This window comes from Gleimia hominis, from assembly GCF_002871945.2.
Classification (GTDB): domain Bacteria; phylum Actinomycetota; class Actinomycetes; order Actinomycetales; family Actinomycetaceae; genus Gleimia; species Gleimia hominis_A.
Map to the genome: position 1 here is coordinate 1,069,025 of NZ_CP126963.1, position 26,370 is coordinate 1,095,394.

The 26,370-nt window shown below is 56.3% G+C and carries 13 protein-coding genes and 3 rRNA genes; 3 read left to right on the forward strand and 13 right to left on the reverse strand.

Annotation, left to right across the window (positions count from 1 at the left end):
• The first annotated feature begins 328 nt into the window (after window positions 1–328).
• The gene (locus tag CJ187_RS04820; RefSeq protein ID WP_102217194.1) at window positions 329–1,924 is read left to right on the forward strand and encodes an aspartate:alanine exchanger family transporter; all 1,596 of its coding nucleotides are present in this window, start codon (window positions 329–331) and stop codon (window positions 1,922–1,924) included.
• A gap of 27 nt (window positions 1,925–1,951) precedes the next feature.
• Here the strand turns inward: CJ187_RS04820 and manA are convergent, their stop codons facing one another.
• The 10 genes from manA to gatC form a co-directional block, all read right to left on the reverse strand.
• Complete coding sequence (gene manA / locus CJ187_RS04825) at window positions 1,952–3,331, reverse strand: mannose-6-phosphate isomerase, class I (protein ID WP_102217193.1); 1,380 nt, start codon at window positions 3,329–3,331, stop codon at window positions 1,952–1,954.
• 96 nt (window positions 3,332–3,427) lie between these two features.
• Window positions 3,428–4,876, reverse strand: coding sequence for an aspartate ammonia-lyase (gene aspA / locus CJ187_RS04830; RefSeq protein ID WP_102217192.1), 1,449 nt, complete (start codon window positions 4,874–4,876; stop codon window positions 3,428–3,430).
• A gap of 61 nt (window positions 4,877–4,937) precedes the next feature.
• Window positions 4,938–5,927: an asparaginase gene (locus CJ187_RS04835; RefSeq protein WP_102217191.1), complete on the reverse strand. Its 990-nt coding sequence runs from the start codon at window positions 5,925–5,927 to the stop codon at window positions 4,938–4,940.
• Between the two features lie 3 nt (window positions 5,928–5,930).
• Entirely contained in the window at window positions 5,931–7,394 is a 1,464-nt protein-coding gene (locus tag CJ187_RS04840) for an amino acid permease (RefSeq protein ID WP_102217190.1), read from the reverse strand.
• A 534-nt stretch (window positions 7,395–7,928) separates the two neighbouring features.
• Window positions 7,929–8,046: ribosomal RNA gene (gene rrf / locus CJ187_RS04845) — 5S ribosomal RNA — on the reverse strand.
• Window positions 8,047–8,265: 219 nt separating this feature from the next.
• A 23S ribosomal RNA gene (locus CJ187_RS04850) occupies window positions 8,266–11,412 on the reverse strand.
• 430 nt (window positions 11,413–11,842) lie between these two features.
• Window positions 11,843–13,397: ribosomal RNA gene (locus CJ187_RS04855) — 16S ribosomal RNA — on the reverse strand.
• The 16S, 23S and 5S rRNA genes sit together here, the layout of an rRNA operon.
• 642 nt (window positions 13,398–14,039) lie before the next feature.
• Complete coding sequence (gatB, locus tag CJ187_RS04860) at window positions 14,040–15,530, reverse strand: Asp-tRNA(Asn)/Glu-tRNA(Gln) amidotransferase subunit GatB (protein WP_102217084.1); 1,491 nt, start codon at window positions 15,528–15,530, stop codon at window positions 14,040–14,042.
• Between the two features lie 14 nt (window positions 15,531–15,544).
• On the reverse strand, window positions 15,545–17,029 hold the full coding sequence (gene gatA / locus CJ187_RS04865; RefSeq protein ID WP_102217085.1) for an Asp-tRNA(Asn)/Glu-tRNA(Gln) amidotransferase subunit GatA: 1,485 nt from the start codon (window positions 17,027–17,029) through the stop codon (window positions 15,545–15,547).
• Window positions 17,030–17,032: 3 nt separating this feature from the next.
• Complete coding sequence (gatC, locus tag CJ187_RS04870; protein ID WP_102217086.1) at window positions 17,033–17,329, reverse strand: Asp-tRNA(Asn)/Glu-tRNA(Gln) amidotransferase subunit GatC; 297 nt, start codon at window positions 17,327–17,329, stop codon at window positions 17,033–17,035.
• 255 nt (window positions 17,330–17,584) lie between these two features.
• Between gatC and CJ187_RS04875 the strand changes: the two genes are divergently transcribed.
• The gene (locus CJ187_RS04875; protein ID WP_233187404.1) at window positions 17,585–18,799 is read left to right on the forward strand and encodes a phospholipase D-like domain-containing protein; all 1,215 of its coding nucleotides are present in this window, start codon (window positions 17,585–17,587) and stop codon (window positions 18,797–18,799) included.
• Window positions 18,800–18,883: 84 nt separating this feature from the next.
• On the opposite strand, the gene CJ187_RS04880 is transcribed toward CJ187_RS04875, so the two are convergent.
• Window positions 18,884–19,132 (reverse strand): WhiB family transcriptional regulator, encoded by a 249-nt coding sequence (locus tag CJ187_RS04880; protein ID WP_102217088.1) that lies wholly within the window; start codon window positions 19,130–19,132, stop codon window positions 18,884–18,886.
• 184 nt (window positions 19,133–19,316) lie between these two features.
• Window positions 19,317–22,166 carry an FHA domain-containing protein gene (locus CJ187_RS04885; protein ID WP_158237758.1) on the reverse strand — a complete coding sequence of 950 codons (2,850 nt, stop codon included), beginning with the start codon at window positions 22,164–22,166 and terminating at the stop codon, window positions 19,317–19,319.
• Between the two features lie 277 nt (window positions 22,167–22,443).
• Here CJ187_RS04885 and ligA point away from each other — a divergent pair, with 277 nt between their 5' ends.
• Window positions 22,444–24,780 carry an NAD-dependent DNA ligase LigA gene (ligA, locus tag CJ187_RS04890; protein WP_102217090.1) on the forward strand — a complete coding sequence of 779 codons (2,337 nt, stop codon included), beginning with the start codon at window positions 22,444–22,446 and terminating at the stop codon, window positions 24,778–24,780.
• Window positions 24,781–24,893: 113 nt separating this feature from the next.
• On the opposite strand, the gene CJ187_RS04895 is transcribed toward ligA, so the two are convergent.
• Window positions 24,894–26,357 carry a sensor histidine kinase gene (locus CJ187_RS04895; RefSeq protein ID WP_102217091.1) on the reverse strand — a complete coding sequence of 488 codons (1,464 nt, stop codon included), beginning with the start codon at window positions 26,355–26,357 and terminating at the stop codon, window positions 24,894–24,896.
• Window positions 26,358–26,370: the final 13 nt, after the last annotated feature.

Here is a 26,370-nt window from a genome sequence, read left to right on the forward strand (position 1 = left end):
TTCTTAGGAACGCCCGTACCTCGGGCCCATGGAAGGTGGGTCTAGCAAGATTGAGGAACGCACGTACCTCGGGCCGGCAAGAACGCGAGTGCGGCAACCATTAGGATGTGAATGCCTCGAGGCTTCGAGACGGAAGTCCCTCATGCGGATGATGTCAACCCAAAATACGGAAAACCGGAGGCGAAGACCCGCGCGTTTGGGACTGTATGCTTACGAAATTTACAAATGCACTGACATACTAGAGATTGTGGCACGCGACTGCCGCAAGACTGTATAAGCCGCCGTAACCCACGGCGACCTCTTGAGCGTATGTAGGAGCATTTACAACGTGAACGCAGTTTTCACCTTCTTAGCGGAACAACCAGTACTGACGTTGTTCCTTTTACTGGGAATCGGGATGGCCTTCGGGCACATCAAAATCCGAGGCGTGGGGCTGGGGGCGGCGGGCGTACTGTTCGCCGCCATCGGGATCTCCGCGTGGGCACAAGCCGGCAACATTGAGGTGCGAGTCCCTCACGAACTTGGGATCTTGGGGCTAGCCATATTTACGTTCGCCATCGGGATCAACGCCGGAGCCGCATTTTTCCACAACTTAAAAACCGCGGTAGGCCCCATCCTCTGCATGGTGATGCTCTACATTGTTGCTGCCGGCGCCGCATACCTGCTGGGCAGATTCGTGTTCGACCTACCGATATCCATGGTGTCCGGCACGTTCGCCGGTGCCCTCACAAACACGCCTGCGCTAGCTGCCGCTGGTCAAGCTTCCGGCGACATCGGGGCCGCCACCGTGGGGTACGCCGTGGCCTACCTGTTTGGGGTTATCGGCATGATGATCGCCGCGGGCATGGCCCTGAGCTACGGCAAACACGACACGGACACCCCCTCGCCACTAGCGAACCGCACCATCCGCGTGGAACGCACCGACAATCCCCTCGTGGGTGACATCTTCGAAATGATGGGTCGCAAAGTCACGTTCTCGCGCATCCGCCGCGGTGAAACCGGGCCGATTTCGCGCCCCGCCATGTCCGACGCACTGTTCAAAGACGACTTAGTGACCGTTGTGGGGCCGCGCGAACTCGTCACCCGGGTGGCTACTGAACTGGGACACGGCTCATCGCATTCGCTGATCCAAGACCGCTCCTACCTAGATTTCCGCCGCATCACGGTGTCCGATCCGAAACTAGCGGGCCACACGGTTGCGGACCTAGATTTGCCCGCCAAATTCTCCGGCACCATCTCCCGGGTACGTCGCGGTGATATCGACATGGTAGGCGAACCAGACCTCGTGCTACAGCAAGGCGACCGGGTGAGGGTAGTGGCCCCCACCTCAAAAATCAAAGAAATCACCAAGTTCTTCGGAGACTCCGCGCGCGGCCTATCCGACATTAACCCAATCGCCCTCGGATTCGGAATGGCCCTCGGAATTCTGCTCGGTGAGCTGCCGATCCTGACGCCATCCGGGGACTACTTCTCAATCGGTTCCGCCGCCGGCACGCTGATCGTCGGCCTGATCTTCGGACGCGTAGGCCGCGTGGGCCGCGTAGTCACCGCGATCCCCTACACGGCTGCCATGGTGCTGTCCGAGTTCGGCCTACTCATCTTCCTGGCGCAAGCGGGCACCAACGCGGGTGGGCAGATTGCGCAAGCCTTCACCGGTGGGCAATGGTGGCAAATCCTCATCCTCGGGGCCCTTATAACCACGATCATGGGTGCGGGCCTCTACGCGTCTATGCGGTGGATGTTCAAGATGGGCGGCACCCAGACCGCGGGTGTGCTTGGGGGTGCGCAAACCCAACCCGCTGTGTTGGCGTTCGCGAACTCGCGGACAAACTCAGATCCGCGGGTCGCTATGGGCTACGCGTTGGTTTACCCCGTGGCGATGATCGGCAAAATCCTGGTTGCGCAGATCCTCGGCGGCATGTGAGCGCAAGGCTCCGTCGAGCACACCGGGTTAACTGCGCGGGGCGTTGCCGAATGATTCAGTAACGATCGCGATGGTCGCATCACCGGTGGCGACCACGCGTGCACCCGCGCACGCGTACGCAGCACTACCGCGCGAATACTGCTCCCCACCAATGTGCGCATCGCCGCGCAGCACTATGACCAGGGCGTCGCGCTCTACGCAATAGTCAACGCGCCCCCCAGTGGTGTTGCACAGGTCTTGGCCGCCAGTGGTGTTGCACAGATCTTTCCCGCCAGTGGTGTTGCACAGGTCCAGTTGAAAATCGGGTACCCCCGGGTCGTACCTCCAAACCACTGGCTCCGCGGCTGCACTCTCCACACCACTTTGCGCAGGTGCTGCTCCCGAAGCTGCACCTGCGAGTGCGGTCTCGGGCCTCGGCAAAGGCATAGGACCTGGCACAAACGTAGGCGTGGGAACAGTCCGTAGCGAAGGCGTCGGCATGGGCACAGTCCCCCGTACAGGCGTAGGCACGATAAACGCGGGCCGGGTGGGCGCAAGGTTCGCACAGGCCAGCAGTTCTTGCACATCCACGTGCTTATCGGTAAGCCCCGCGCGGATCACGTTGTCGGACGATGCCATCAACTCCAACCCCACGCCTTTAAGGTAGGCATGCACAGTGTTTACCGGAACCATAACCGCCTGCCCAGATTCTGCCCGCACATGATTCATCGCAGCTGCAATGAGCACGCCCGGCTCGGTTGGGAAATACTCATCGACCTCCAACGCCACTCGCGCCCGGTCCACCTGCGGCTCGCTCCCAGTAGCTAGGATCCGCTCACATCCCTCACGAAATTCTTGAAACAACGCTTCTTGAGGCGGGTTCGTCAACGCGTCATGTACGAACGCGTCAATCCCGCCGCGAGTAAGCGCAGCTGCATACCGCCGCCCCAACTCGCCTCCGACAGCTAAGAAAAACCGAGCAACTTCACTCGGATCAGAGAACCCCACGAGCGCCCGCCAGGGGGTAAGCGTGTAAAGCATTTCCGGCTTGTGATTGCGGTCTTTAAAGGAACGCTCGCGCGAGTGCAAGGGAACCCCCTGGGCGTTCTCCCGTTCCCACCCCGCAGCCGCTTGCGCCCTCGAAGGGTGAACTTGCAGCGACAGGGGCCGGGCCACCGCAATGAACTTAGCTAGGTAAGCCAACCCCTCAACCGGCCGGTCGGCTCCAGGCGCGGGTTCATCTAAGATCTGCATCAAGGAGCGCCCGTCATCAAGCGTTGCGGGCCCGTCCGAATGGGTGCCGAACCAGATTTCCGCCAACGGTTTCCCATCGGGAACTGTGTCACATAGTTCGTGGAGAGCAACGGGATCACCCCAACTGTAATTTTGGGAAAAACCGTGCACGCGCCACACTTGTTTCAACTTCACAACTCCCTCTTGCTTGCGCTGAGAAAAGTATAGCTAACCGAACGTTGAAAGTTATAGGCGCGTGCAAGGCCACAACATTTATTCCTCCGGGGAAAGCTACTGCTTTGAGGGAATCCCCGCTTCGTCCTCCCCCCATATCTTCCCGGAATACTTTGGGTTAACCAGGTTTTCTACCGCGAGGATTTCGTCTACTTTCGCGCGCGGCAGCAAGCCTTTTTCAACAATCAGGTCCGCGACTTTCTTCCCGGTTTCACGCGCTTCGTTACCGATCTCATCACCTTTTGCGTGCCCGAGGATTTCGTTGAAATAAGTGACGATCCCGATTGATCGGAACACTTCTTCCCGACAAATCTTCGGGTGTGCTTCAATCTCGGCGACGCACCGGTCTTGCAGGGTTTTCACACTGTTTTCTAGCAGGGTGATGGATTCAAATACTGTGTGCGCCATCACGGGTTCCATGACGTTCAGTTCTAGCTGAGCTGCTTCCGCCGCCATCGACACGGTTACGTCGTTGCCGATAACTTTGAAGCACGCCTGGTTCACGACCTCTGGGATAACCGGGTTTATTTTTGCTGGCATTATTGAAGACCCCGCCTGGTAAGCGGGCAGCAAGATTTCACTCAGCCCCGCCCGCGGTCCGGAAGACAGCAGCCGCAGGTCATTACAGATTTTTGAAAGTTTAACTGCGAACCGTTTAATCGCGGCGTGCACACTCGTAATCGCGCCCGTGTCCGGCGTGGCGGCCACCAGGTTGGGGGTACTAGTTATGTTCAGCCCGGTGACTTTCGCCAGTTCCTCACACGCCACCTTCGCGTAGCCGGCAGGCGTGTTCAGGCCCGTACCAATCGCGGTTGCCCCCAGGTTCACCCGCAACAGTTCTGCACTCGCCTTATCGATAACGTTCATGTCCTCGCTCACCCATTTGGCATAGCCCGCGAATTCTTGTCCCAACGTCATCGGCACCGCGTCTTGCAGTTGCGTGCGCCCCATTTTTAGGACGTCTTTAAACTCTTCCGATTTTTGCTTGAGGCCATCGCGCAGCACCGCCATGTGCTCACGCAGTGCACACAACTCGTGGTAGATCCCCAGGCGCATCCCAGTGGGGTACGCATCGTTTGTGGATTGGGATTTGTTCACGTGGTCGTTTGGGTGAATGATGTCGTAGCGTCCTTTTTCGTACCCCAGGGTTTCGAGCGCAAGGTTGGCTATGACCTCATTCGTATTCATGTTCACGGACGTACCTGCACCACCTTGGAAGGCGTCTACGGGCCACTGGTCCATGCATTTGCCGTTGTTAAGTACTTGGTCGCAGGCTTGTTCGATTGCATTTGCAATGTCGTGAGGCAGTGTGTGCAGCCGTGCGTTAGCCCGCGCACTAGCTTTCTTAACCTGCACCATTCCTTTCACGAAAGAGGGGTAGTGGTCGATTCTCGTGTTCGAAATCTGGAAGTTCTCAACTGCCCGCAAGGTGTGTATACCCCAGTATTTTTCGGCTGGTACTTCGCGGGTGCCGAGCAGGTCTTTTTCTTTCCGCGTTCTGGTCAACGCTCTCTCCTCATTGATAGTGTCGTTAAAGTTCGGGATTTACGGTAGGTGAGGCGCGGTTTTACTCGCGCAGCTCCCCCACCATGTTTTTACGCATCCAGTGTTCGATCTCGTCTCTGCCACAGCCTTGCGCGAGGAGGAACTGGACTTTAGCGTAGGTCGCTTCCGTGGTCATAGTTGCTGCGCTAACAGCACCTATTTCCCGCAGTGCGTACCCGGTTTCGTAGGAGTCGAATTCCACGGCCGCGTCGATACATTGGGAGGCGACAACCACGGTCACCCCTGCCTGTGAAACTTTGTGTAGCAGCGCCATGAATCCCGCGTTGTTTGAGGGCCCGTTCCCAACCCCGAAAGCTCGGAGGATCACGGCGTCCGGGTTTCCAGACAGCATGGCCTCAAGCCGTTCTGCTTTCAGGCCGGGCACGAGGTCGATGACGGGAACGTCGAAGTCCCGGAAAGGTTCCGGTTTGCGCCCCCATTCGCATCTGGTGCCTGCGCGGGGGGCTTGGGTGAGGTGCCGCCAAGGCACCCCCACTTGAGCCAGCGGGGGTTCCGGGGAGGCGAATCCTTTAAATGACGTGGCAGAGGTTTTGCACACGCGCGCACCTTTTAGTACCTCCCCAGCGAAATACACGTACACTCCGGGGTCACACCAGGTGGCGGCGGTGAGTGCGCCCATCACATTGGGTTTCGCATCCGAGCCCCACTGGAACATGGGCAGTTGGGAGCCGGTCACAATGATCGGGATCGGCGTTCCAGACAGTGCGAATGCGAGGGCGGAAGACGTGTACGCGAGCGTGTCGGTACCGTGTAGTACAACCACGGCGTCTACGCCCTCAAACTGTTCAATGTGGTCCACTATTTTTTGCCACAGGTGCGGCGCCATGTTGGATGAGTCCAGAAGCTTTTTAAACCGGGTGAACACTAGTTCGTGTCCGAACTCGGGGGCTACCGAGTTGAGCCAGTCTTCAATCGCATCTCCGGGCACGAGTCCGCGTTCGGACTGCACCATTCCCAGGGTGCCGCCGGTGTATACAACGCCTATGCGCACGGTTTACTCCTTCGGGTCTTCTTCGAGGATCTCGTCCATCATTTCAGGTTTAATCCGGTCGCGGCACGCGTACCAGCCGATCACCATCATGATGCAGACGACCCCGAAGAGGGCGAGGGTTTTCTGCCCGTTCCCCAGCTCGTACCACTTCGTCACGCCGGCACGGTCGAATGCCATGGAGATGATTACGATGGCGAAGAACGCGATTGCGAGCAGGTTCGAGTAGGGCGCGAACGGGAGTTGGAACGACGGGCGTTCCAGTTTCCCTTCCCTGGCTTTGCGCACGAAAATCCAGTGGGAGATAAGCACGGAGATCCACGTGCCGGCAATGCCGAACGCCGCTAAGTTCATCACAATTTCGAACGCTTCGGTTGGGTACACGTAGTTGATTGCCACACCAATCAGGCCGAGAGCTGCGGTGAATGCGATGCCAGCTGCTGGCACTTTGTGTTTGTTCAGTTTCGCAGCCATTGCGGGGGCTTCGCCTGCAACGGCGAGGGAACGCAGGGTACGGCCAGTTGCGTATAGGCCTGCATTGAGGGATGACAGTGCGGCTGTGAGCACCACGACCTGCATGATGTCACCCGCGTGTGGCACTCCAATGCCGGTGAAGAAGGTGACGAATGGGGATTCGTCGCCTGAGTAAGCGTTCCAGGGCAGTACGAGGGTCATGAGGATCACGGAGCCGACGTAGAAGAACGCTATCCGCCAGATCATGGAGTTCACGGCTTTCGGCATGATCCTCCGGGTCTCTTGCGCTTCCCCTGCGGCTACACCCACCATTTCGGTGCCGCCGAATGCATAGATGACGCCCATGGACAGGGTGAACATTGGCACAACGCCCATTGGGAAAAACCCACCGTAGTCCGTCCAGTTGTGGAACCCGGCTGTGTGCTCACCAACTGCAGCTCCGGTTACGATCGCGTAGATTGCTATTCCCATGAACAGAAGAATCGCGGCGACTTTGATTGCTGCGAACCAGAACTCGAATTCCCCAAAGAATTTTACGGAGAATATGTTGAGTGCAAATACGATTGCTAGCGCTCCGGCTGCTAGTACCCATTGTGGGATTACTGTGAGGGCTGCCCAGTAGTGCAGGTACAGGGCCACCGCAGTAATGTCTGCCATTACGGTAACGGCCCAGTCTAGGAAGAACAACCATCCGGTTATGTACGCACCTTTCTCCCCTTGGAATTCGCGTGCGTACGATACGAATGCGCCTGAGGACGGCCGGTACACCGATAGTTCCCCAAGTGCTCGGACCATGATGAACGCAAAGAAACCGCATAGGGCGTACGATATCGCGAGGGCCGCACCGCCTTGTGCGAGCCTACCGCCTGCGCCGAGGAATAGACCTGTACCTATCGAGCCGCCGATTGCGATCATCTGCAGGTGCCTGTTCTTGAGGGACTTAGCGTACCCAGCATCTGCCTTGTCGGATTTGGTTACCCACTTTTTATCTGACATTTGTAGTTTCACTTTCAATTACACATATCAATCTCGTCAAGATTGATAACGCACCATTGCGTGTCAAGAGTTATTGTACGCTCCTATTTACGCGTTGGTGTTGTTTTAGCCCAGGCATAAATATAACTCCAAAAAGCTCCTGATCTTGGAGCTATGCTCAATCGAGCTTTAGATTTCACTACTCATGCGATCTTCAGTGAGTAATTGATGCCTAAAATACTTCCCAGCGCCCTAATTGCTTGTTGTTGTGGTGTGTGGTGGGTGGGAGTGTTCACGTGGGTGTTTACGCGTGGCCCGACACTAAACGGCGAAGCCAATGTAACCAGCACGAGCCTGCAACCCGTCCATCCACCCGACACGCTATAGGGGGGGGTACGTGGGAACCAATTAACACACCCAGTCTTCACCGTAGAAGTACTCACCATGTAAGTTTTCACCATAAGCCCAGGCCTGCATGTGTGTATTTGCGTGGGTGTGTTTTGGGGGGGCCAACACACGTTAGTGTGTTGGCCCCCCTTTTTTTATTGTTTTTGTGTGTGGCGGTGTCTTACTCTCCCACAACCCCCCGGTTGCAGTACCATCAGCGTGCTAGGGCTTAGCTTCCAGGTTCGGAATGGTTACTGGGCGTTTCCCCTAGGCTATGACCACCACACAAAACTATGCGTGTCAACCCCCCCCCATGTGTTTTGGCTGGTTGGTGGGTTGGTGGTGAACCGTATAGTGGTATGCGTGCAAAACCTTAATGTTTGCTCATTCTCTTTATTGTGCTCCCCTCCTTTTAACACGTGGCACCAGCTAGTGTCCTCGTGCCGTAGGTGGGGGGGTTGTTTCCTGCACTCGCGTCCCCGTTGTTCCTTGGGTCTGTTATGAGCTTGTTTTTCCTGTTCGACTATTAGTACCAGTAAGCTAAACCCCTCACAAGGCTTACACACCTGGCCTATCAACCCAGTCATCTACTGGGAGTCTCACCCCACAAGCGTGGGTGGGAAACCTTATCTCGAAGCCGGCTTCCCGCTTAGATGCTTTCAGCGGTTATCCAAAAATACCGAACGTAGCCAACCAGCCATGCACCTGGCAGTACAACTGGCACACCAGAGGTTCGTCCGTCCCGGTCCTCTCGTACTAGGGACAGGCCTTCACAAGTTTCCAAACGCGCGCAGCGGATAGGGACCGAACTGTCTCACGACGTTCTGAACCCAGCTCGCGTACCGCTTTAATGGGCGAACAGCCCAACCCTTGGGACCAACTCCAGCCCCAGGATGCGACGAGCCGACATCGAGGTGCCAAACCATGCCGTCGATATGAACTCTTGGGCAAGATCAGCCTGTTATCCCCGGGGTACCTTTTATCCGTTGAGCGACAGCGCTTCCACAAGCAACTGCCGGATCACTAGTTCCTACTTTCGTACCTGCTCCACCCGTCAGTGTCACAGTCAAGCCTTCTTCTACACTTACACTCAACACCTGATTACCAACCAGGCTGAGAAGACCATTGAGCGCCTCCGTTACCATTTAGGAGGCAACCGCCCCAGTTAAACTACCCACCAGGCACTGTCCCCCACCCGGATCACGGGCGAAAGTTAGACAATCAGAAGTATCAGAGTGGTATTTCAACAACGACTCCACACCCACTAGCATGAGCGCTTCAAAGTCTCCCACCTATCCTACACAAACACACCCAACCACCAATACCAAGCTATAGTAAAGGTCCCGGGGTCTCTCCGTCCTGCTGCGCGAAACGAGCATCTTTACTCGTACTGCAATTTCACCGAGTTCATGGTCGAGACAGCGCAGAAGTCGTTACGCCATTCGTGCAGGTCGGAACTTACCCGACAAGGAATTTCGCTACCTTAGGATGGTTATAGTTACCACCGCCGTTTACTGGGGCTTAACTTCAAACCCTCGCCACCCAAAAGAGTGGCTAAGCCTTCCGCTTAACCTTCCAGCACCGGGCAGGCGTCAGTGCGTATACATCGCCTTACGGCTTCGCACACACCTATGTTTTTGATAAACAGTCGCTTCTGCCAAATCACTGCGACCAAACCCAAACCACAACCCTGAAAAAGCCATGTCCGGGTTTGGCCCCCCTTATCCCAAAGTTACGGGGGCATTTTGCCGAGTTCCTTAACCATGATTAACTCGCCGCCTCGGTATACTCTACCTGACCACCAGAGTCGGTTATGGGTACGGGCAGTATTGCTTCTAACGCCGAGGCTTTTCTAGACACCACAGGATCACCCACACCCACACGCCAACGCGCGCAGGCCCATCAGCCCTCACCTTCGCACAATAAGTGCAGCCACCCGGATTTACCAAGACAGCAGGCCACAACCTTAGACTGGCACAACCACCGGCCAGCGCAGGCTACCTCAATGCGTCACCCCTGTTAACGCGCTTGCCTACCCAAGAAGGGACCCCAAAACCCACCCGCAACCACACTCCCGAAAGAGCACGGTCGCATTGTGGATGATGGTTAGCACAACTTTGTCAGCACGATCGAAACAACACCGGTACCAGAATATCAACTGGTCATCCATCAACTACGCCTGTCGGCCTCGCCTTAGGACCCGACTAACCCAGGGCGGATAAACCTAGCCCTGGAACCCTTAGTCAATCGGCGGACGGGATTCCCACCCGTCAAACGCTACTCATGCCTGCATTCTCACTCCCACGCACTCCACCAACACTCACGTGCCAGCTTCACCACACGCAGGACGCTCCCCTACCCAACACAACAAAAAACCATTATGCTGCCACGGCTTCGGCGGCGTGCTTAAGCCCCGCTAAATTGTCGGCGCACAATCACTCGACCAGTGAGCTATTACGCACTCTTTCAAGGATAGCTGCTTCTAAGCCAACCTCCTGATTGTCAATGCAACTGCACATCCTTTCCCACTCAGCACACCCTTAGGGGCCTTAACCGATGATCTGGGCTGTTTCCCTCTCGACTATGAAGCTTATCCCCCACAGTCTCACTGCCACGCAAAAACCAAGACGGCATTCGGAGTTTAGCTGACGTCAGTAACCAAACGGCCCCTCAACCAACCAGTAGCTCTACCACCACCCGGCCCACGCAACGCTGCACCAAAATGCATTTCGGGGAGAACCAGCTATCACGGAGTTTGATTAGCCTTTCACCCCTACCCACAACTCATCCCCCCAGTTTTCAACCTAGGTGGGTACGGTCCTCCACGACCTACTACAATCGCTTCAACCTGGCCATGGGTAGATCACCCCGCTTCGGGTCTAGAGCACGCAACCACAAACGCCCAAAAACATTTAAGACTCGCTTTCGCTACGACTACCCCACAAAGGGTTAACCAAGCCACGCACCACTAACTCGCAGGCTCATTCTTCAATAGGCACGCCATCACCACAACCACAAAAAAACATGGTCGACTGGCTCTGACGGATTAAAAGCGCACGGTTTCAGGCACTATTTCACTCCCCTCCCGGGGTACTTTTCACCATTCCCTCACGGTACTATCCACTATCGGACACTTGGTAGTATTCAGGCTTACCCAGTGGTCTGGGCAGATTCACAGCAGATTCCACGAGCCCACTGCTACTCGGGACACACTCAAGGCAGGCAAACAGGAACCACCTACACGACTATCACGCACTACGGTCAGCCATCCCAAACTATTCAGCTCCCCACTTGCATTTATCACTACCCGGCCCCCCGGCAGAAGAACCAAAAAACATATCCCACAACCCCACATGCGCAACAGCTGCCGCCTTGACACGCACACAGTTTAGCCATCATCCACTTTCGCTCACCACTACTCACAGAATATCTCTTCCAGCAGGTACTAAGATGTTTCACTTCCCCACGTTCCCCCCAACCCCCTATACATTCAAAGGCTGGTAACCAGGCCAAAGCCCAGTCAGGTTACCCCATTCGGAAACCCCTGGATCACAGCTCGCTCGTCAACTCCCCAAGGCATATCGCAGACCACCACGTCCTTCATCAGCTCCAAGCACCAAGGCATCCACCGAACGCCCCAAAACAAAAAACAAACCAAACCCAAAAAACAAACAAGAACACAAACAAAAAACAACAACAAAACACAATACAAACAAACAAACAAAAAAGATGCTCGCAACCACTATACAGTTCACCAACAACCCAACCACCACACCCCCCACCACCAGCAAAAACCAGCAGCAAGAAACATGAAGCCAAAGGCCACAAAAGGAATTGACCCTAAACCCGATAGCATGCCCCACCAACACCACACACAAAAACACGCGCAGCACCAGCAAGCAAATCCCAGCCCAACCCAGCAGAGCAAGCAAAACACTCACACCCACCAAGCAGTAAAAACACTCAAAGCCCCTGTTTAATCCCTCAAAAAAATCCAAAACCAAGGAAACTCACCAACCCAGCCCCCACCCAAACACAGCAGGAACAAACCAAGCCAGCAAGCAAAAAGCAAAAATCCTTAGAAAGGAGGTGATCCAGCCGCACCTTCCGGTACGCCTACCTTGTTACGACTTCGTCCCAATCGCCAATCCCACCTTCGACCGCTCCCCATAAGGCCACGGGCTTCGGGCGTTACCAACTTTCGTGACGTGACGGGCGGTGTGTACAAGACCCGAGAACGTATTCACCGCAGCAATGCTGATCTGCGATTACTAGCGACTCCACCTTCAAGCAGTCGAATTGCAGACTACTATCCGAACTTAGAACAACTTTAAGAGATTAGCTCCACCTCACAGTATCGCAACCCTCTGTACCATCCATTGTAGCATGCGTGAAGCCCAAGACATAAGGGGCATGATGATTTGACGTCATCCCCACCTTCCTCCGAGTTAACCCCGGCAGTCCCTAGAGAGTCCCCAACCATAAAAAATGTTGCTGGCAACACTAGACAAGGGTTGCGCTCGTTGCGGGACTTAACCCAACATCTCACGACACGAGCTGACGACAACCATGCACCACCTGCACACCAGCAAAAAGAAGAGTCGATTAAAACCCCGCCCGGTGCATGTCAAGCCTTGGTAAGGTTCTTCGCGTTGCATCGAATTAATCCGCATGCTCCGCCGCTTGTGCGGGTCCCCGTCAATTCCTTTGAGTTTTAGCCTTGCGGCCGTACTCCCCAGGCGGGGCACTTAATGCGTTAGCTACGGCGCAGAAAACCAAAACGGCCCCCCACACCTAGTGCCCAACGTTTACAGCATGGACTACCAGGGTATCTAATCCTGTTCGCTCCCCACGCTTTCGCTCCTCAGCGTCAGTAACGGCCCAGAGACCCGCCTTCGCCACCGGTGTTCCTCCTGATATCTGCGCATTCCACCGCTACACCAGGAATTCCAGTCTCCCCTACCGCACTCAAGCCTGCCCGTACCCACCGCAAGCCCACAGTTAAGCCATGGGATTTCACGACAGACGCGACAAACCACCTACAAGCCCTTTACGCCCAATAAAACCGGACAACGCTAGTACCCTACGTATTACCGCGGCTGCTGGCACGTAGTTAGCCGGTACTTCTTTACCAGTATCAATCAACCACCACAAAAGCGGCCTTTCAACCCAGCGAAAAAGGTTTACAACCCGAAGGCCGTCATCCCTCACGCGGCGTCACTGCATCAGACTTGCGTCCATTGTGCAAAATCCCCCACTGCTGCCTCCCGTAGGAGTCTGGGCCGTATCTCAGTCCCAATGTGACCGCCCACCCTCTCAGGCCGGCTACCCGTCAAAGCCTTGGTAAGCCATCACCCCACCAACAAGCTGATAAGCCGCGAGCCCATCCCAATCCACAACAACAAAAACATTGAAGCCTTTCCCACCACCCCCATGCGAAGGAAGCAGAATATCCCGTATTAGCCACACTTTCATGCGGTTATCCAAAAGAAAAGGGCAGGTTACTCACGTGTTACTCACCCGTTCGCCACTCTCACCACCAAGAAACAAAAAGAATCAAGATGGATCCCGTTCGACTTGCATGTGTAAAGCACGCCGCCAGCGTTCGTCCTGAGCCAGGATCAAACTCTCCAAACAAAAACAAAAACATTCAGAAAGCAAACCACCACCAACCAGACAACCAGCCAAAAAACCAATCAACCAGCCAGCAGCAGCCAACCCCAACCAAAAAACAAAAGAAAAAACAAAAACAAAAAGCAAAAAAAGCCAAGAAAACACACTATCAAGTTCACAAACAACCCCACCACACACAATGCGATCCAAGCGTAATAGTTTGGAGCATCAGTGCAGGTAAGAATCCTCAAGACAACGTTTGAGGAAAAGCCGCTGTTGGAAATATTTAATCATTTCCGAGCGACCCGGCCACTTACTCTAGCAACTCAGTTTCTTTCAGTCAACTTCGCTCGTTATGAGCGTTGTAACACCTGTTTGCCATCGCAGTGACTTCCGCCTTCGCAGTTCCGATTTCATCAGCGCTGCAACCGGCGGCGAGAAACAACATTACTCAGGTTCTACTTCCAACACAAATTTCCTTGCGGTGACAAGCACCACACCTTGTTTCCACTGCGTACATACAGTGGTGATTCGCTGCAAACACACGGGTTATTCCCGGTCACCGCAACAGCTGCATAGTTCTTGCGACTGCATGAAGATTGCATGAAATCGGGGTGCGAACTAGGTATTGCTCGCACCCCGACCTTAGGTTTTCCAACTCGTCGACTAGATCCGTTCCATAATCAGTTCACGCACGCGCCCAGCATCTGCCTGGCCACGCGTAGCCTTCATGACCGGTCCAATCAACGCGCCCACAGCAGCCATCTTTCCACCCCGGATCTTTTCCACCACATCCGGGTTAGCGTCCATGGCTTGTTCAACCGCTTCAACTAATGCACCGTCGTCCGAAACAACTTTCAAACCACGCTTTTGCACGACTTCCGCGGGGGAACCTTCCCCGGCAAGAACCCCTTCAAGTGCCTGACGGGCGAGCTTATCGTTCAAAGAACCGTCATCAACCAAAGCTTGTAGCTGCGCGAGTTGCTTCGGGGTAACGGCAAGCTCCGACAGTTCCACGTCCGCCTCTTTCGCGGTGCGCGAGAGTGATCCCATCCACCACTTGCGGGCAGCAGCCGGCGTGGTCCCTTCCGCTACGGTTTCCTCAATGAGGTCCACAGCGTCCGCGGAAACCACGTCGCGCATTTCCATTTCAGTAAAGCCCCATTCTTCACGCAGTCGACGCCGACGCACTGCAGGTAGTTCAGGTAGACCCTCACGTAGCTGCTCCACCCACTGCCTCGGGGGCGCTACCGGCACCAAGTCCGGCTCTGGGAAGTAACGGTAATCCTCGGCATCTGACTTCTCACGCCCAGCAGACGTAGTGCCATCTTCAGCGTGATAATGCCGGGTCTCTTGGATCACCTGCTCACCACTAGAAAGGCGCGCGGCCTGCCGCGAAATTTCGTAACGAACCGCTTTCTCGATGGCGCGGAAAGAGTTCACATTCTTCGTTTCCGTTCGGGTGCCCAGCGGAGCATCCGGCGACTCGCGTAAAGACACGTTGACGTCCGCGCGAACGTTCCCCCGCTCCATCCGTGCCTCAGACACGTCCAGGGCTCGGAAAATATCGCGCAGCGTCTGCACGTACCGCGCTGCCACCTCCGGAGCGCGCTCCCCCGCTCCCTCAATAGGCCGGGTCACGATCTCTACAAGTGGTACGCCCGCACGGTTGTAATCCACCAGCGAGTAGTCCGCGCCCTGAATCCGCCCGTCAGCACCACCGACGTGCGTGTTCTTCCCCGCGTCCTCCTCCATGTGGGCTCTTTCAATCTGAACCCGGAAGATTTCCCCATCCTCAAGTTCAACATCCAAATACCCGTCAAACGCAATCGGTTCGTCGGACTGCGAAGTCTGGTACGCCTTCGCCAAGTCGGGGTAAAAGTAGTTCTTGCGTGCAAACCGGCAGTGCTGCGCGATCTGGCAGTTGAGCGCCAGGCCAATCTTGATTGCGTACTCCACCGCCGTGTGGTTCACCACGGGGAGGGAACCGGGGAGCCCTAGCGAAACCTCCGTGATATTCGTATTCGGCTCCCCACCGAACACGTTTGGGGCCGCGTCGAACATTTTCGTTTTTGTCCCCAGCTCCACGTGTACTTCCAGCCCGAGCACAGGGTCGAACTGTTTTACCGCATCCTGGTACTTCATTAACTTAGTCATATCCACAGTTCCTCTCACCACTGCGCCGCTGGGTTGTGTGGCTCCACGTCCGCAAAGTCTTCAACGAACGACGCCACCTTGTACATGAGCTCGTCTTTACGCGCCGGCGCCAACACCTGCAAGCCAACCGGCAGGCCATCTGACAATCCAACTGGGACGCTCACGCCCGGCACACCCGCAAGGTTCGCGGGAATCGTCGCAATGTCATTCAAGTACATAGACATGAGGTCCTGTGGTTTATCGTCAAACCGGAACGCCGTGGTCGGCGACGTGGGAGTAACCAACACATCAACTTGCTTAAACGCAGCCGCGAAATCGCGTTGCACCAGGGTGCGGACCTTCTGTGCGTTGCCGTAGTAGGCATCGAAGTAACCGGCCGACAGCACGTGGGTTCCCAAAATGATGCGCCGCTTCACCTCATCGCCAAATCCGGCTTCGCGCGTGGCTGACATCATCCGTTCGGCCGTCACCGGCCCGTCCTCAGGCAACACCCGCAACCCGAAACGCACGCCATCAAAACGCGCTAAGTTAGACGACGCTTCAGCGGGCATAATCAGGTAATACGCCGCTAACGCGTATTCGAAAGACGTGCAATCAACTTCAACAATCTGCGCGCCACGTGCTTTCAGTGCTTCAACTCCGGCGTTGAAAGCCTCGATAACCCCACGTTCATATCCGTCGCCAGTCATCTGCTTGACCACGCCGATGCGCAGACCCGATAGGTCCTCACTCCGGTTCGCGACCGCTTCAGCCATTGACTGGGGCATGTCGTTGAGCGACGTGGAATCTAGTGGATCGTGCCCACCCACAATGTCTTGCAGCGCCGCGGCATCCGCCACAGACCGAGCGACCGGCCCAATCTGATCCAAGGAAGAAGCCATCGCCACCAGACCGTAGCGCGAAACCGCCCCATACGTTGGTTTAGCCCCCACCGTGCCGGTTACCGAACCGGGCTGGCGAATAGAACCACCCGTATCCGACCCCAGCGCAAGCGGCGCCATGTACGCAGCCACAGCGGCTGCACTGCCACCACCGGAACCACCAGGAATCCGCTCCGGGTCCCACGGGTTACCAGTACGCCCAAACGCGGACGTAGCGGTCGTGGACCCCATCGCGAACTCATCCATATTAGTTTTCCCCAGGATCGGCATCATCGCCGCCTGAACGCGTTTCACCACCGTGGCGTCATACGGAGAAATCCACCCCTCCAACATTTTCGACGCACACGTCGTGGGCATGCCACGCGTAACAATGTTGTCCTTCAACGCAATCGGCACCCCGGCAAACGCCGGCAATTCCTCCCCGCGTTCGCGGGCGGCATCGACCTGGCGCGCGGTGGCTAACGCCCCCTCACGATTAACAAACAAAAACGCGTGAATCTTCCCGTCAAAACGTTCAATCCGATCCAAACACGCCTGCGTCAACTCTTCCGACGTGATTTCCCCGTCGCGAAGCATCTGCGCCATCTGCGTCGCAGTTTTCAAAAGGACATCCGTCACGTCTTATTCCTCCCCTAGAATCTGCGGCACCCGGAACATACCATCTTGAGGTTCAGGCGCACTCTTCAGCGTTTCCTCACGGTCCAAAGTTGGCCCAACCTCGTCCTCACGCCACACATTCTCTAGCGCAATCGGGTGAGATGTAGCTGGAATATCATCTTTAGCAACCTCCGAGACCTTCGCCACCGACTCGGCTACAACATCGAGTTCACCAGCGAAACGATCGATCTCTTCATCGGTCAGAGCAATATGGGCTAGCGCAGCAACGCGAGCCACCTCTTTTGAAGAAATAGTCGACATGTCCTCCAGTATAGAAGCTCACAAACCAGGGCGGGTAACTGGCCAGAAACGCGCATGGGTAACTGGCCAGAAACGCGCGTGGGTAACTGACCGGTCAAAGTGGACCCGCTGAGCACTGCGCTTGTCGGATTCATTCCCCCTTGGCAACAACGCTAGAGTAGACGTATGAACCGCCGACTCCGTTCCAAAGTGGGGAAAGTCCTCACTAGACTGCCAAAACTGACTCGACTGCCAAAACCCGAAAGCGCCCTACGCGTGGCAAAATACGTAGGATTGTCGGCGCTGGGCGTCCAAGCCACGCTGATCGCATCCCTGCTGGTAGTTGACGAGGTTCGTAAACGCCGCACCAGTCCGCGCAGCTTCCCAGCCATGGACCCCATCGACACGCGCATTGCCGACAATACGATCACTACGTACACGGAAGCGCGCTCCCTGTATAGCGACATGCTCAACGCGATTAACACGGCCGAAAAATACGTCTTTTTCGAAACCTTCTTGTGGAAATCCGACCGGGTGGGACAACGTTTTAAAGATGCGCTCATCGCAGCGGCAGACCGCGGGGTGCAGGTGTACGTCATTTACGACGGGTTCGGTAACCTCGTGGTGGATCCGCGGTTCAAAATCTTTCCGAAACACCCGAATCTGCACGTAGTTCGCGTCCCTGAGATCCGCACCGGACTGCTGGTTTTGAACCTGCGAAAAACGGGGCGTGATCACCGAAAATTACTCGTAGTTGACGGTCACATCGGCTTCGTCGGCGGGTATAACATCGGTAAACTCTACGCGGACGCATGGCGCGACACGCACGTGCGCATTACCGGTCCAGCAGTGTGGGAGTTAGATAACGGGTTCGTGGACTTTTGGAACCTGTTTAAGAAGCGCAATCAACCCACCTTGCAAGACCGTGGGGCCCGGCGGTGGAACCCTAGAATCTTCGCTGCGTTGAACCTCCCCTCCCACATGCTTTACCCCGTGCGCGGGCTTTACATTGACGCGTTAGACCGCGCTAGTGAAAAGGCGTTACTAACCTCCGCGTATTTTATTCCAGACGGTGAGATTCTCCGCGCCCTCATAAACGCGGCTCGGCGGGGCGTAAAAGTGCGCATACTTTTGCCGGAGCATTCGAACCACGTGGTTGCCGACTGGGTATCATCGGCGTTCTTTGACGAACTATTAGCCGAGGGCGTGGAGATCTACCAGTACAAGCACACTATGATCCACGCGAAAACAGCTACCGTTGATGGCCACTGGTCCACTGTGGGCACCGCGAATATTGATCGCCTATCTATGTTCGGGAACTTTGAGATCAATATGCAGTTCCACTCCACCGACTACGCGAAGGTGTTGCAAGACATTTTTGATAATGACTTGACCAACTCGAAGCGTTTAACTGCCGCTAGATGGGCTCAGCGACCCGTCTTACGACGAGTCGCTGAGAAGATTTTGAAACCGCTTGCGCCCCTCATGTGAGCTCCCCGGCTTGTTGCAGTTGCCGGCTCCGAGCTGAGTGTGTGGGCGCTTCAGGTTTGTTAACCGCGCGTTAAACCGCGGGGCTTAGACTACTCGACGGGCACGTGCTTTGCGGCGTTTGAGGGTGCGGCGTTCGTCTTCGCTCATCCCACCCCAGACACCTGCGTCCTGGTTGTTGTCGACCGCCCATTTGAGGCAGATTTCTTTGACCTCACAGGTTGCACACACAGCTTTTGCTTCAGCTGTTTGCGCGATGGCGGGCCCGGTATTGCCGATGGGGAAAAACAGCTCCGGGTCAACGCTCAGGCAAGCGGCACGTGTACGCCAGTCCATTGTTTATGGCTCCTCCAAAATAAAAACGATCGAGACGTGCGCGTCCCGATCTGATCATTGATTTCTTGCGACGCCTCAAGTTTTACTGAACTTCTCTTATGACGCAAGGGTTTTGAGCTTGTATCACATGTCTTTTAATGTGCAAATCCTCACGTTGATTATTCACCTGGGACTCACTAATATTTTACGTCCAATATCGAAGCCAATTTTGTTCGCAAACGACCCACACGCGCTGGGGATTATGAGCGTGGGTCCGGGCGTAAAGCGGTGGCCGAAGCGCCCGCATTGCCGCACCTTCTACTTCCCCCACTATGGTGAGCGCACGCCCCATTTTTCGTGCAATCCCCTCACTTTGCATGCCCAGTTCTAGCCCTGTGTATTTTTGCAGTTCAACTTGCAGTTCCTCGGTTGCTTCCCGAGCGGTTTCCTCCACTGCTTCCGAGGTATACCCCAAGATTATGAGGCTATCTATAGTCGTGTTTTCTGCCTTTTCCACGAGCGCATCGACAGTTAGTGACGGGGTTCTTTCTTCGGGTTTTTCAGCTGCTTGCAGTGTTTTAACGGGTGGTGACACTTGGGTTAACGCAACACTAACCGTTCGTATATGCCTCCAGCGCAGGGTCATGAGTGAGACGCCTGCTTTGGCGTCTTGTTCCCCACTGAGCGCCTCACACATCTGCACTTGGTCGCGATCCAACCCCGCGAGTTGCGCTTGGGTTGGGGTGATTGAGGCTAGTACGTACTGCAATTCTCTGGTGGTCAGTAGATCACTCGGGTCTAGGCCGACGATGGTTATGCCACTGTTTCGTTTTGCCCACCGTTTCCAAATACTTTTCCCACTGCCGTGTCCCCATTCGTCGTCCATGGCTTCAATGAGTGTGGACAGGTCTGGGATGATTATGGGGCGGTCGGTACCCCAGGCTCGTTCTAGCTGGTAGAGCGTGGCTTCTAAGTCTTCACGTTCGTCTACGCGCAACACGGCGCGATCACTGGCGTGAACCTGGAGGTACTGGTTGATGTGTGCGATGGCCGCATTCTTTGAGTCGGGTTCGGCAACTATCGCTACGGGCGCCTTGGGCAGCTTTAACGGCGTGTAGGCGCGCACTTGCGGGTTGTCCGCGAGCGCGAACGGTACCGCGGCATCTGCGGGCGTGAGGGCCAGTGTTTGTTTTACAAATCGTTCGCTCACTACCGCGGGGAGAGGTGGTTTCCACAGTGCGGTGCCGGCGTGGGTGCGAGGTTTCGAAACGCTGGTGGGGGCAACATCGCAGTACGCCCATTGGATTGTTTTTAATTGCCCGGTGTCGATTATGGCGCGTCCGGGAATGCGCGGTAGTTTTGCTGCGTCATCGACCCCGAGGATGTCGAGAGACTGTGACACTTGAGCGGTTCGCAGGCAGATGCGTAGCGTCAGATTCGCACGCATTTGCGCGGTGATTACGCCGCCGGGGCTTTGGGTACCGGCGATTAGGTGGATTCCCAGGGACCGGCCGCGCGCAGCCATGTCTACCAGGCTGTCCATTACTTCTGGGTGGGTACGCACAACGGCGTGGAACTCATCGATGACCAGGAGGATTCGGGCGGGTGCGGAACCGGCTTTTTCCCATTGCGAGAGATCGGCGTAACCGTATTCGGACAGTTGGATTTCTCTTTGCCGAATCTCGTAATCCAGGCTTTGGATCGCGCGGATCGCCAGGCGTGGGGTGAGGTCGGTGACGAGCCCGACGCAGTGTGGTAGCTGTGCAAGTTTACTGAAAGTGGCGCCGCCCTTGTAGTCGAATAGGACGAGTTGTAGCCGATCGGGTGGGTAGTACCGTGCCATTTGCATGATCCAGGTTCGCAGTGCCTCAGATTTTCCAGAACCAGTGGTGCCAGCTACGAGCGCGTGGGGGCCGTCGCGCACGATATCTAGCGTGTCGATGCCCGCACCAATCGGAACTGCCAGCGACCCGGGTTCAGCCTTGATAGTGGGAAGTTCTGTTACCTGCAGGCGAGATGGCAGCGTCTGTTCACGAGCAGATTGTTTGAGCGCCGTATTCGCGGTGGTTATGGGCGGCGGACCAGCAAGTTTTAGAACCACGCGTGCGTTTGGCATTTTCCCTATTCGCGCGAGTGTTTGCGCACCGGATTTTACGACGAGGCACTTGCTTTCCCTCTCCTGTGGTTCCGCGTGGGTCACGGTGCAGTCCCACAGTCCACGGTACCTGGCTTGCAGGAGGATTTGGTGGGCAATCCACAGCTGCCACGATTCCATTTTTTCGCCCAACACAGAAATCGACGCACCCCAGGCGATGTGAGTGTCTCTGCGGCGCGGGCGTTTTCTGCGGCACATCAAGATTGTGAAGATGTAGCGGCGTTTGAACTCCGGTTCAACGTTCAAGTTCAGGGGGAGTTGGTTTTTGAGGTTGCTTGGATTCTCGCTGTGTTCAGCTGCTTTTAGCTCTAGTGCTTGGTGGGTGGCCAGGAGGGGAACGTGCCAGATGTGACTGCGCCGAGCCAGGGACCAGTAGAGGAGTGAGAGCAGTATGGCAGCGATAAACGCTGCTGCGCCCCAGGCGGAGATGAAGCGCCACAGCAGCCACCCGATGCTCAGCAGGGGGAGGAAGTAGAAGAGTTTCTGCCAGGTGAAACGCGTTCGTTTGGGGGCTTGCAGCGCGTCAACGACCACGGGGATTGACACTTCTAGGCCAGACACTTCCCATTGGAAGAGGTTTTTGCCGATTCCAATTACCCCTCCGGTTTTTATGTGTGCGCGTGTGCGGCGGCGCAACCAGTACCGGTTGTAGGCAAATCCGGGGAGGAATCGAAGTGGTTTGCCGCTATAGGTACCGTTGGCTGATTGTTTGTCGATAACCTGCATGCGCATTCGCCGTCGGGTTAGATGAACTAGGACTTCGCAGTGTTCACGCGACACTTGCGGGTCTGTTATGGGAGTTCCGGATCGGCCTAGCGTCAGTGCGTGGTTGGCGTGCACGGGGATGACCAGGCCGCGGTCTGGCCCGTCAATGCACGTTAGGAACGTAGCTTCTGGCATGGGCCTATTGCACCGCATTGGGAGGCCTAAATACCTGCCCGATATTGTTTCCTGTGGTTACTAGAACGCTGTGGATAGCGCTTGTCCACAAGCAGATTAGATAAACGCTCCGAAATTGTTTGCTTGCCATGCTTCACGAAACACGATTCGCTAGCCCTACGCGTACCGAGTGAATTTGCACAGCCGTCGCGATGCACATCGACCTAGAGTGTCGCGATGCGCATCGACCTAGAGTTAGGAGTTCATAAATGCCGGTGAATGGGGAACAATAGTTGTTATGAGCGAAGAAGTGGCAGATACCTTTGAGCAGGCGCGTGAACGCTGGCAAGAACTGTTCGATACGATCGAGCAGGCACGGGTGGAGTACTACCAGCAGGACGCCCCCACTATGCCAGATGCGCGCTACGACGAGTACTTCCAAGAGCTAACGAGTCTTGAGGCGGAGTATCCGCAGCTAGTATCTGCCAATTCTCCAACGCAAACTGTGGGTGGGTATGCGTCCGAAGCGTTCGCGCCCGTTCAGCATGACATTCCTATGCTCAGCCTCGATGACGTGTTCAGTGTGGAAGAGACCCACCAGTGGTTAGACAGGTGCCGGCGCAGCCTCGGGGAAGCTGCTCCAACGTTGACCGCTGAAGTTAAAGTCGATGGGCTCGCCGTTTCCATACTCTACGTAGATGGGGTCTACACGCGCGCAGCTACGCGCGGGGACGGGCGCGTGGGTGAGGACGTGACCGCTAACGTAGCAACGATTACGAACGTCCCCCACCAGTTGACCGGTTCGAATATCCCCCACCGGGTTGAAGTGCGCGGGGAAGTGTACTTCCCTCTTTCCGCTTTTGAGGAGTTAAATACGCGCCGCGAAAAACTGGGGAAGCAAAGATTTGTGAACCCACGCAATGCGGCAGCTGGGTCTTTACGGCAGAAAGATCCTCAGGAAACTGCGAAACGACCACTTGCAATGGTGGCGCACGGGATTGGGGTTTTTGAGGGCGCGGACCTGCCCGACAGTCAACACGAGTGGTATGAGCTCATGGCCGGGTGGGGTATTCCCACGTCTTCGTATACGCGTCTGGTGCAAACTCACGAGCAGGTTGATGAGGCGATCGAGTATTTTGCGGCGCATCGCACCGAGCTTTCCCACGAGATTGATGGGGTGGTGTTCAAGATTGATTCGCGGTCGGACCAGGCGCAGTTAGGGACCACGTCGCGGGCCCCCCGGTGGGCGGCGGCGTACAAGTTCCCGCCGATTGAAGTGCAAACCAGGTTACTGAGCATTGACGTGCAGGTTGGTCGCACGGGCCGAGTGACGCCGTTTGGGCTGATGGAAAAAGTGCTGGTGGCCGGCTCCCATGTTTCTCGCGCTACATTGCATAATGCGCAGGAGGTGGCGCGCAAAGGAGTGCTGGTGGGTGACCTGGTGATTGTGCGTAAGGCCGGCGATGTGATTCCCGAAATTGTCGGGCCCGTCAAAAGTGAGCGGGATGGTACGGAAAAGCCGTGGCATATGCCGACGCAATGCCCGTCGTGTGGAACCACCCTAGCCCCCGCGAAAGAGGGGGACGTGGACTTGCGGTGTCCGAATCAAGAATCTTGCCCCGCCCAGATCACGGAGCACATTGCGTATATCGGGGGCCGGTCCGCGCTCGACATTGAGGGGTTGGGGGATGAATCCGCGCTTGCTTTAACCCAGCCGGAAGCGGGGCGGGACATGGTTGTTGAGGCACTCACCCGCGGCCTCAGTGTTCACTTGCGCGACGGGTCAGTTAAACACTTAGACACCGAGGGATTGCACCCATCGGAGTACGCGCAAGCAGCACAATCCCTGCTGCCACCCCCTCAAGAACCAGTGCTTAAATCTGCAGCTGAACTATTTGACCTCACGGAAACTCGGTTACAACACGTGTACACGTGGATGCCAGCGATGGCACGGGAGCGCGCGGGAGCGGAGCCGACGGTAGATCATTGGGAGGCCGTTCCTACTTTTTGGACGAAAGGCAGGGTTAAGAAAGACGGCACTTTCGCGAAAGGTGGGGAGCCAAAACCGTCCAAGAGTCTGCGGTCAATGCTCAAAGAGTTGGAGAACGCGAAGACGCAGCCGCTGTGGCGCGTCCTGGTTGCCCTATCGATCCGACACGTGGGTCCCACGGCTGCGCAGGCGTTGGCGGCACACTACCGCACCATGGCGGCAATACGCGACGCGAGCGTACAAGAGCTCGCCCAAATCGACGGGGTGGGGGCGGTTATTGCCCAGTCTATCCACGACTGGTTCGCAGTGGATTGGCACGTTGAGATCGTGAAAGCGTGGGCGCAAGCGGGCGTGAGGATGGAAGACGAAGCCGGGCCTGAAGTTGAGCAAACTCTCAGTGGGCTGACGATCGTTGTGACCGGTACAGTCCCGGGCTACGACCGGCAGGGAGCGAAAGAAGCGATTGTTGCGCGGGGCGCTAAAGCCGCTTCGTCCGTGTCGAAAAAAACTTCCCTCGTGGTCGCCGGGCCGGGCGCGGGTTCAAAACAGGCGAAAGCGGAGCAACTAGGGGTTCCCGTGCTCGCTTCCGACCAGTTCGAGCACCTCCTCGAACACGGATACGAAACAAGCGACACCAACGCCTAAACGTCCCTAAACCAGATTGTGAGGCTCGCTGCATAATCGGGAATTCTTAGCACCATCCGTCTACTTTGACGGAAACTCTAGGTGCGCCAAGCACCGGAAACCTACTGCCGCGCTCACTTGTCTTCTAGGAGCGCGTGGATCCGAACGCGAGTGCCGTGCGTGTGGCTGCGCCGCTCCCACTCGATAGAGCCCGACAGTTCCCCAGCTACGACCGTGGCGACAATCTGAGTGCCAAGCCCCGACCGGGCCCTCCCCTCATCAATCCCAACCCCATCATCGGTAACAGTGACTTCTAGCTTGCGGCCTAAGCGGTGTGCTTCCACAACCACTACCCCACCGCCGTCCACGTACCCGTGTTCAACCGAGTTAGTGACCAGTTCCGTCAGCACCGTCGCTAGGGCTTGTGCAGCGTCAGCATCTACCTCACCAAAACTACCGCGAATATCCACCGACACCTCATGGTGGTGGGTAGCTACAACCGAGGCGAGCCGCAGCACTTCTTTCGCAACCTCATCAAAATCAACGTGCTCATCCACGTTCTGCGACAGTGCTGCGTGCACGGTAGCGATCGCACTTACGCGCCGCTCCGCTTCCGTCAATGCCTCCCGCACTTCCTGGTTATCGGATCGGCGTGCCTGCAGCCGGATCAGTGCCGACACCGTCTGCAAGTTGTTCTTAACCCGGTGGTGAATCTCGCGAATAGTGGCGTCCTTAGTCATCAGCTCCAGCTCGCGCCGTCGCATCTCCGACACGTCCCGGGTGAGCAGCACCGCACCAATCCGCACGCCGTCCTCAAATAACGGGACCGCGCGAATCGTTATGGTTGAACGCCCATGAGACAGTTCACTGCGCCAACTGGCTTTCCCCATCACCACAACCGCGAGGGTTTCGTCTATCTGCTGGTCTTCCTTAACAATATTCGTCACGTCTTCAATGAGGGACCGTCCGATCGGGTCCTCTTGCAAACCTAACCGACGCAGGCAAGACACCGCGTTAGGGGTGAGTTGTTTAACTACCCCTTCCGCGTCAATCAGGATCGCCCCATCCATCACGCGCGGCTGCCCGTGTGTAACAGATGTGGGAGTCGCATCGTAGGGATACTCACTGGTCGCGATCATGTCGCACAGCGTGTCCGCGGCCTCCACAGTCCACGTTTCCGCACCAACCAGAAAGCCGAGCGAAGACAGGTTAGATTCGCGGGTTATAACTGCGATCGACCGGCCCTTACGCACCACGGGAACCACGAATTCGGTGCGCGCATACGTACCCAACCACGTGGGAGCGGCGGAATGAAGCACCTGCTGCGCTTCCATGGCCTGCCGCAGCCAAGCCTCCCGAGTTGGTTGCACATAAAGCCCCACCACGTCATCCATATGCACCGTCGACGCGGTTGAGGGACGCGCGTGCGCTACCGCTTGGAAGCGACCATCGCGCGTTGGTAACCACATGACGAGGTCCGCGGCCGCCAGGTCCGACAGCATTTGCCAGTCCGCTAGAATCAGGTGTAGCCAGTCGAGGTCCTCATGGGTCAAGCTATCGCCCAGCGGGCCCTTGGCGAGTTCAGTAAGGCTCTGCATGGCTATAACTCTA

Bases quoted from the DNA above. Each gene is read 5' to 3' on its own strand.
- gatC (WP_102217086.1), bottom strand. From the start codon at position 17,329: ATGTCGACTATTTCTTCAAAAGAGGTGGCTCGCGTTGCTGCGCTAGCC.
- CJ187_RS04885 (WP_158237758.1), bottom strand. From the start codon at position 22,166: ATGCCAGAAGCTACGTTCCTAACGTGCATTGACGGGCCAGACCGCGGC.
- ligA (WP_102217090.1), top strand. From the start codon at position 22,444: ATGAGCGAAGAAGTGGCAGATACCTTTGAGCAGGCGCGTGAACGCTGG.
- CJ187_RS04895 (WP_102217091.1), bottom strand. From the start codon at position 26,357: ATGCAGAGCCTTACTGAACTCGCCAAGGGCCCGCTGGGCGATAGCTTG.
- CJ187_RS04840 (WP_102217190.1), bottom strand. From the start codon at position 7,394: ATGTCAGATAAAAAGTGGGTAACCAAATCCGACAAGGCAGATGCTGGG.
- CJ187_RS04880 (WP_102217088.1), bottom strand. From the start codon at position 19,132: ATGGACTGGCGTACACGTGCCGCTTGCCTGAGCGTTGACCCGGAGCTG.
- gatB (WP_102217084.1), bottom strand. From the start codon at position 15,530: ATGACTAAGTTAATGAAGTACCAGGATGCGGTAAAACAGTTCGACCCT.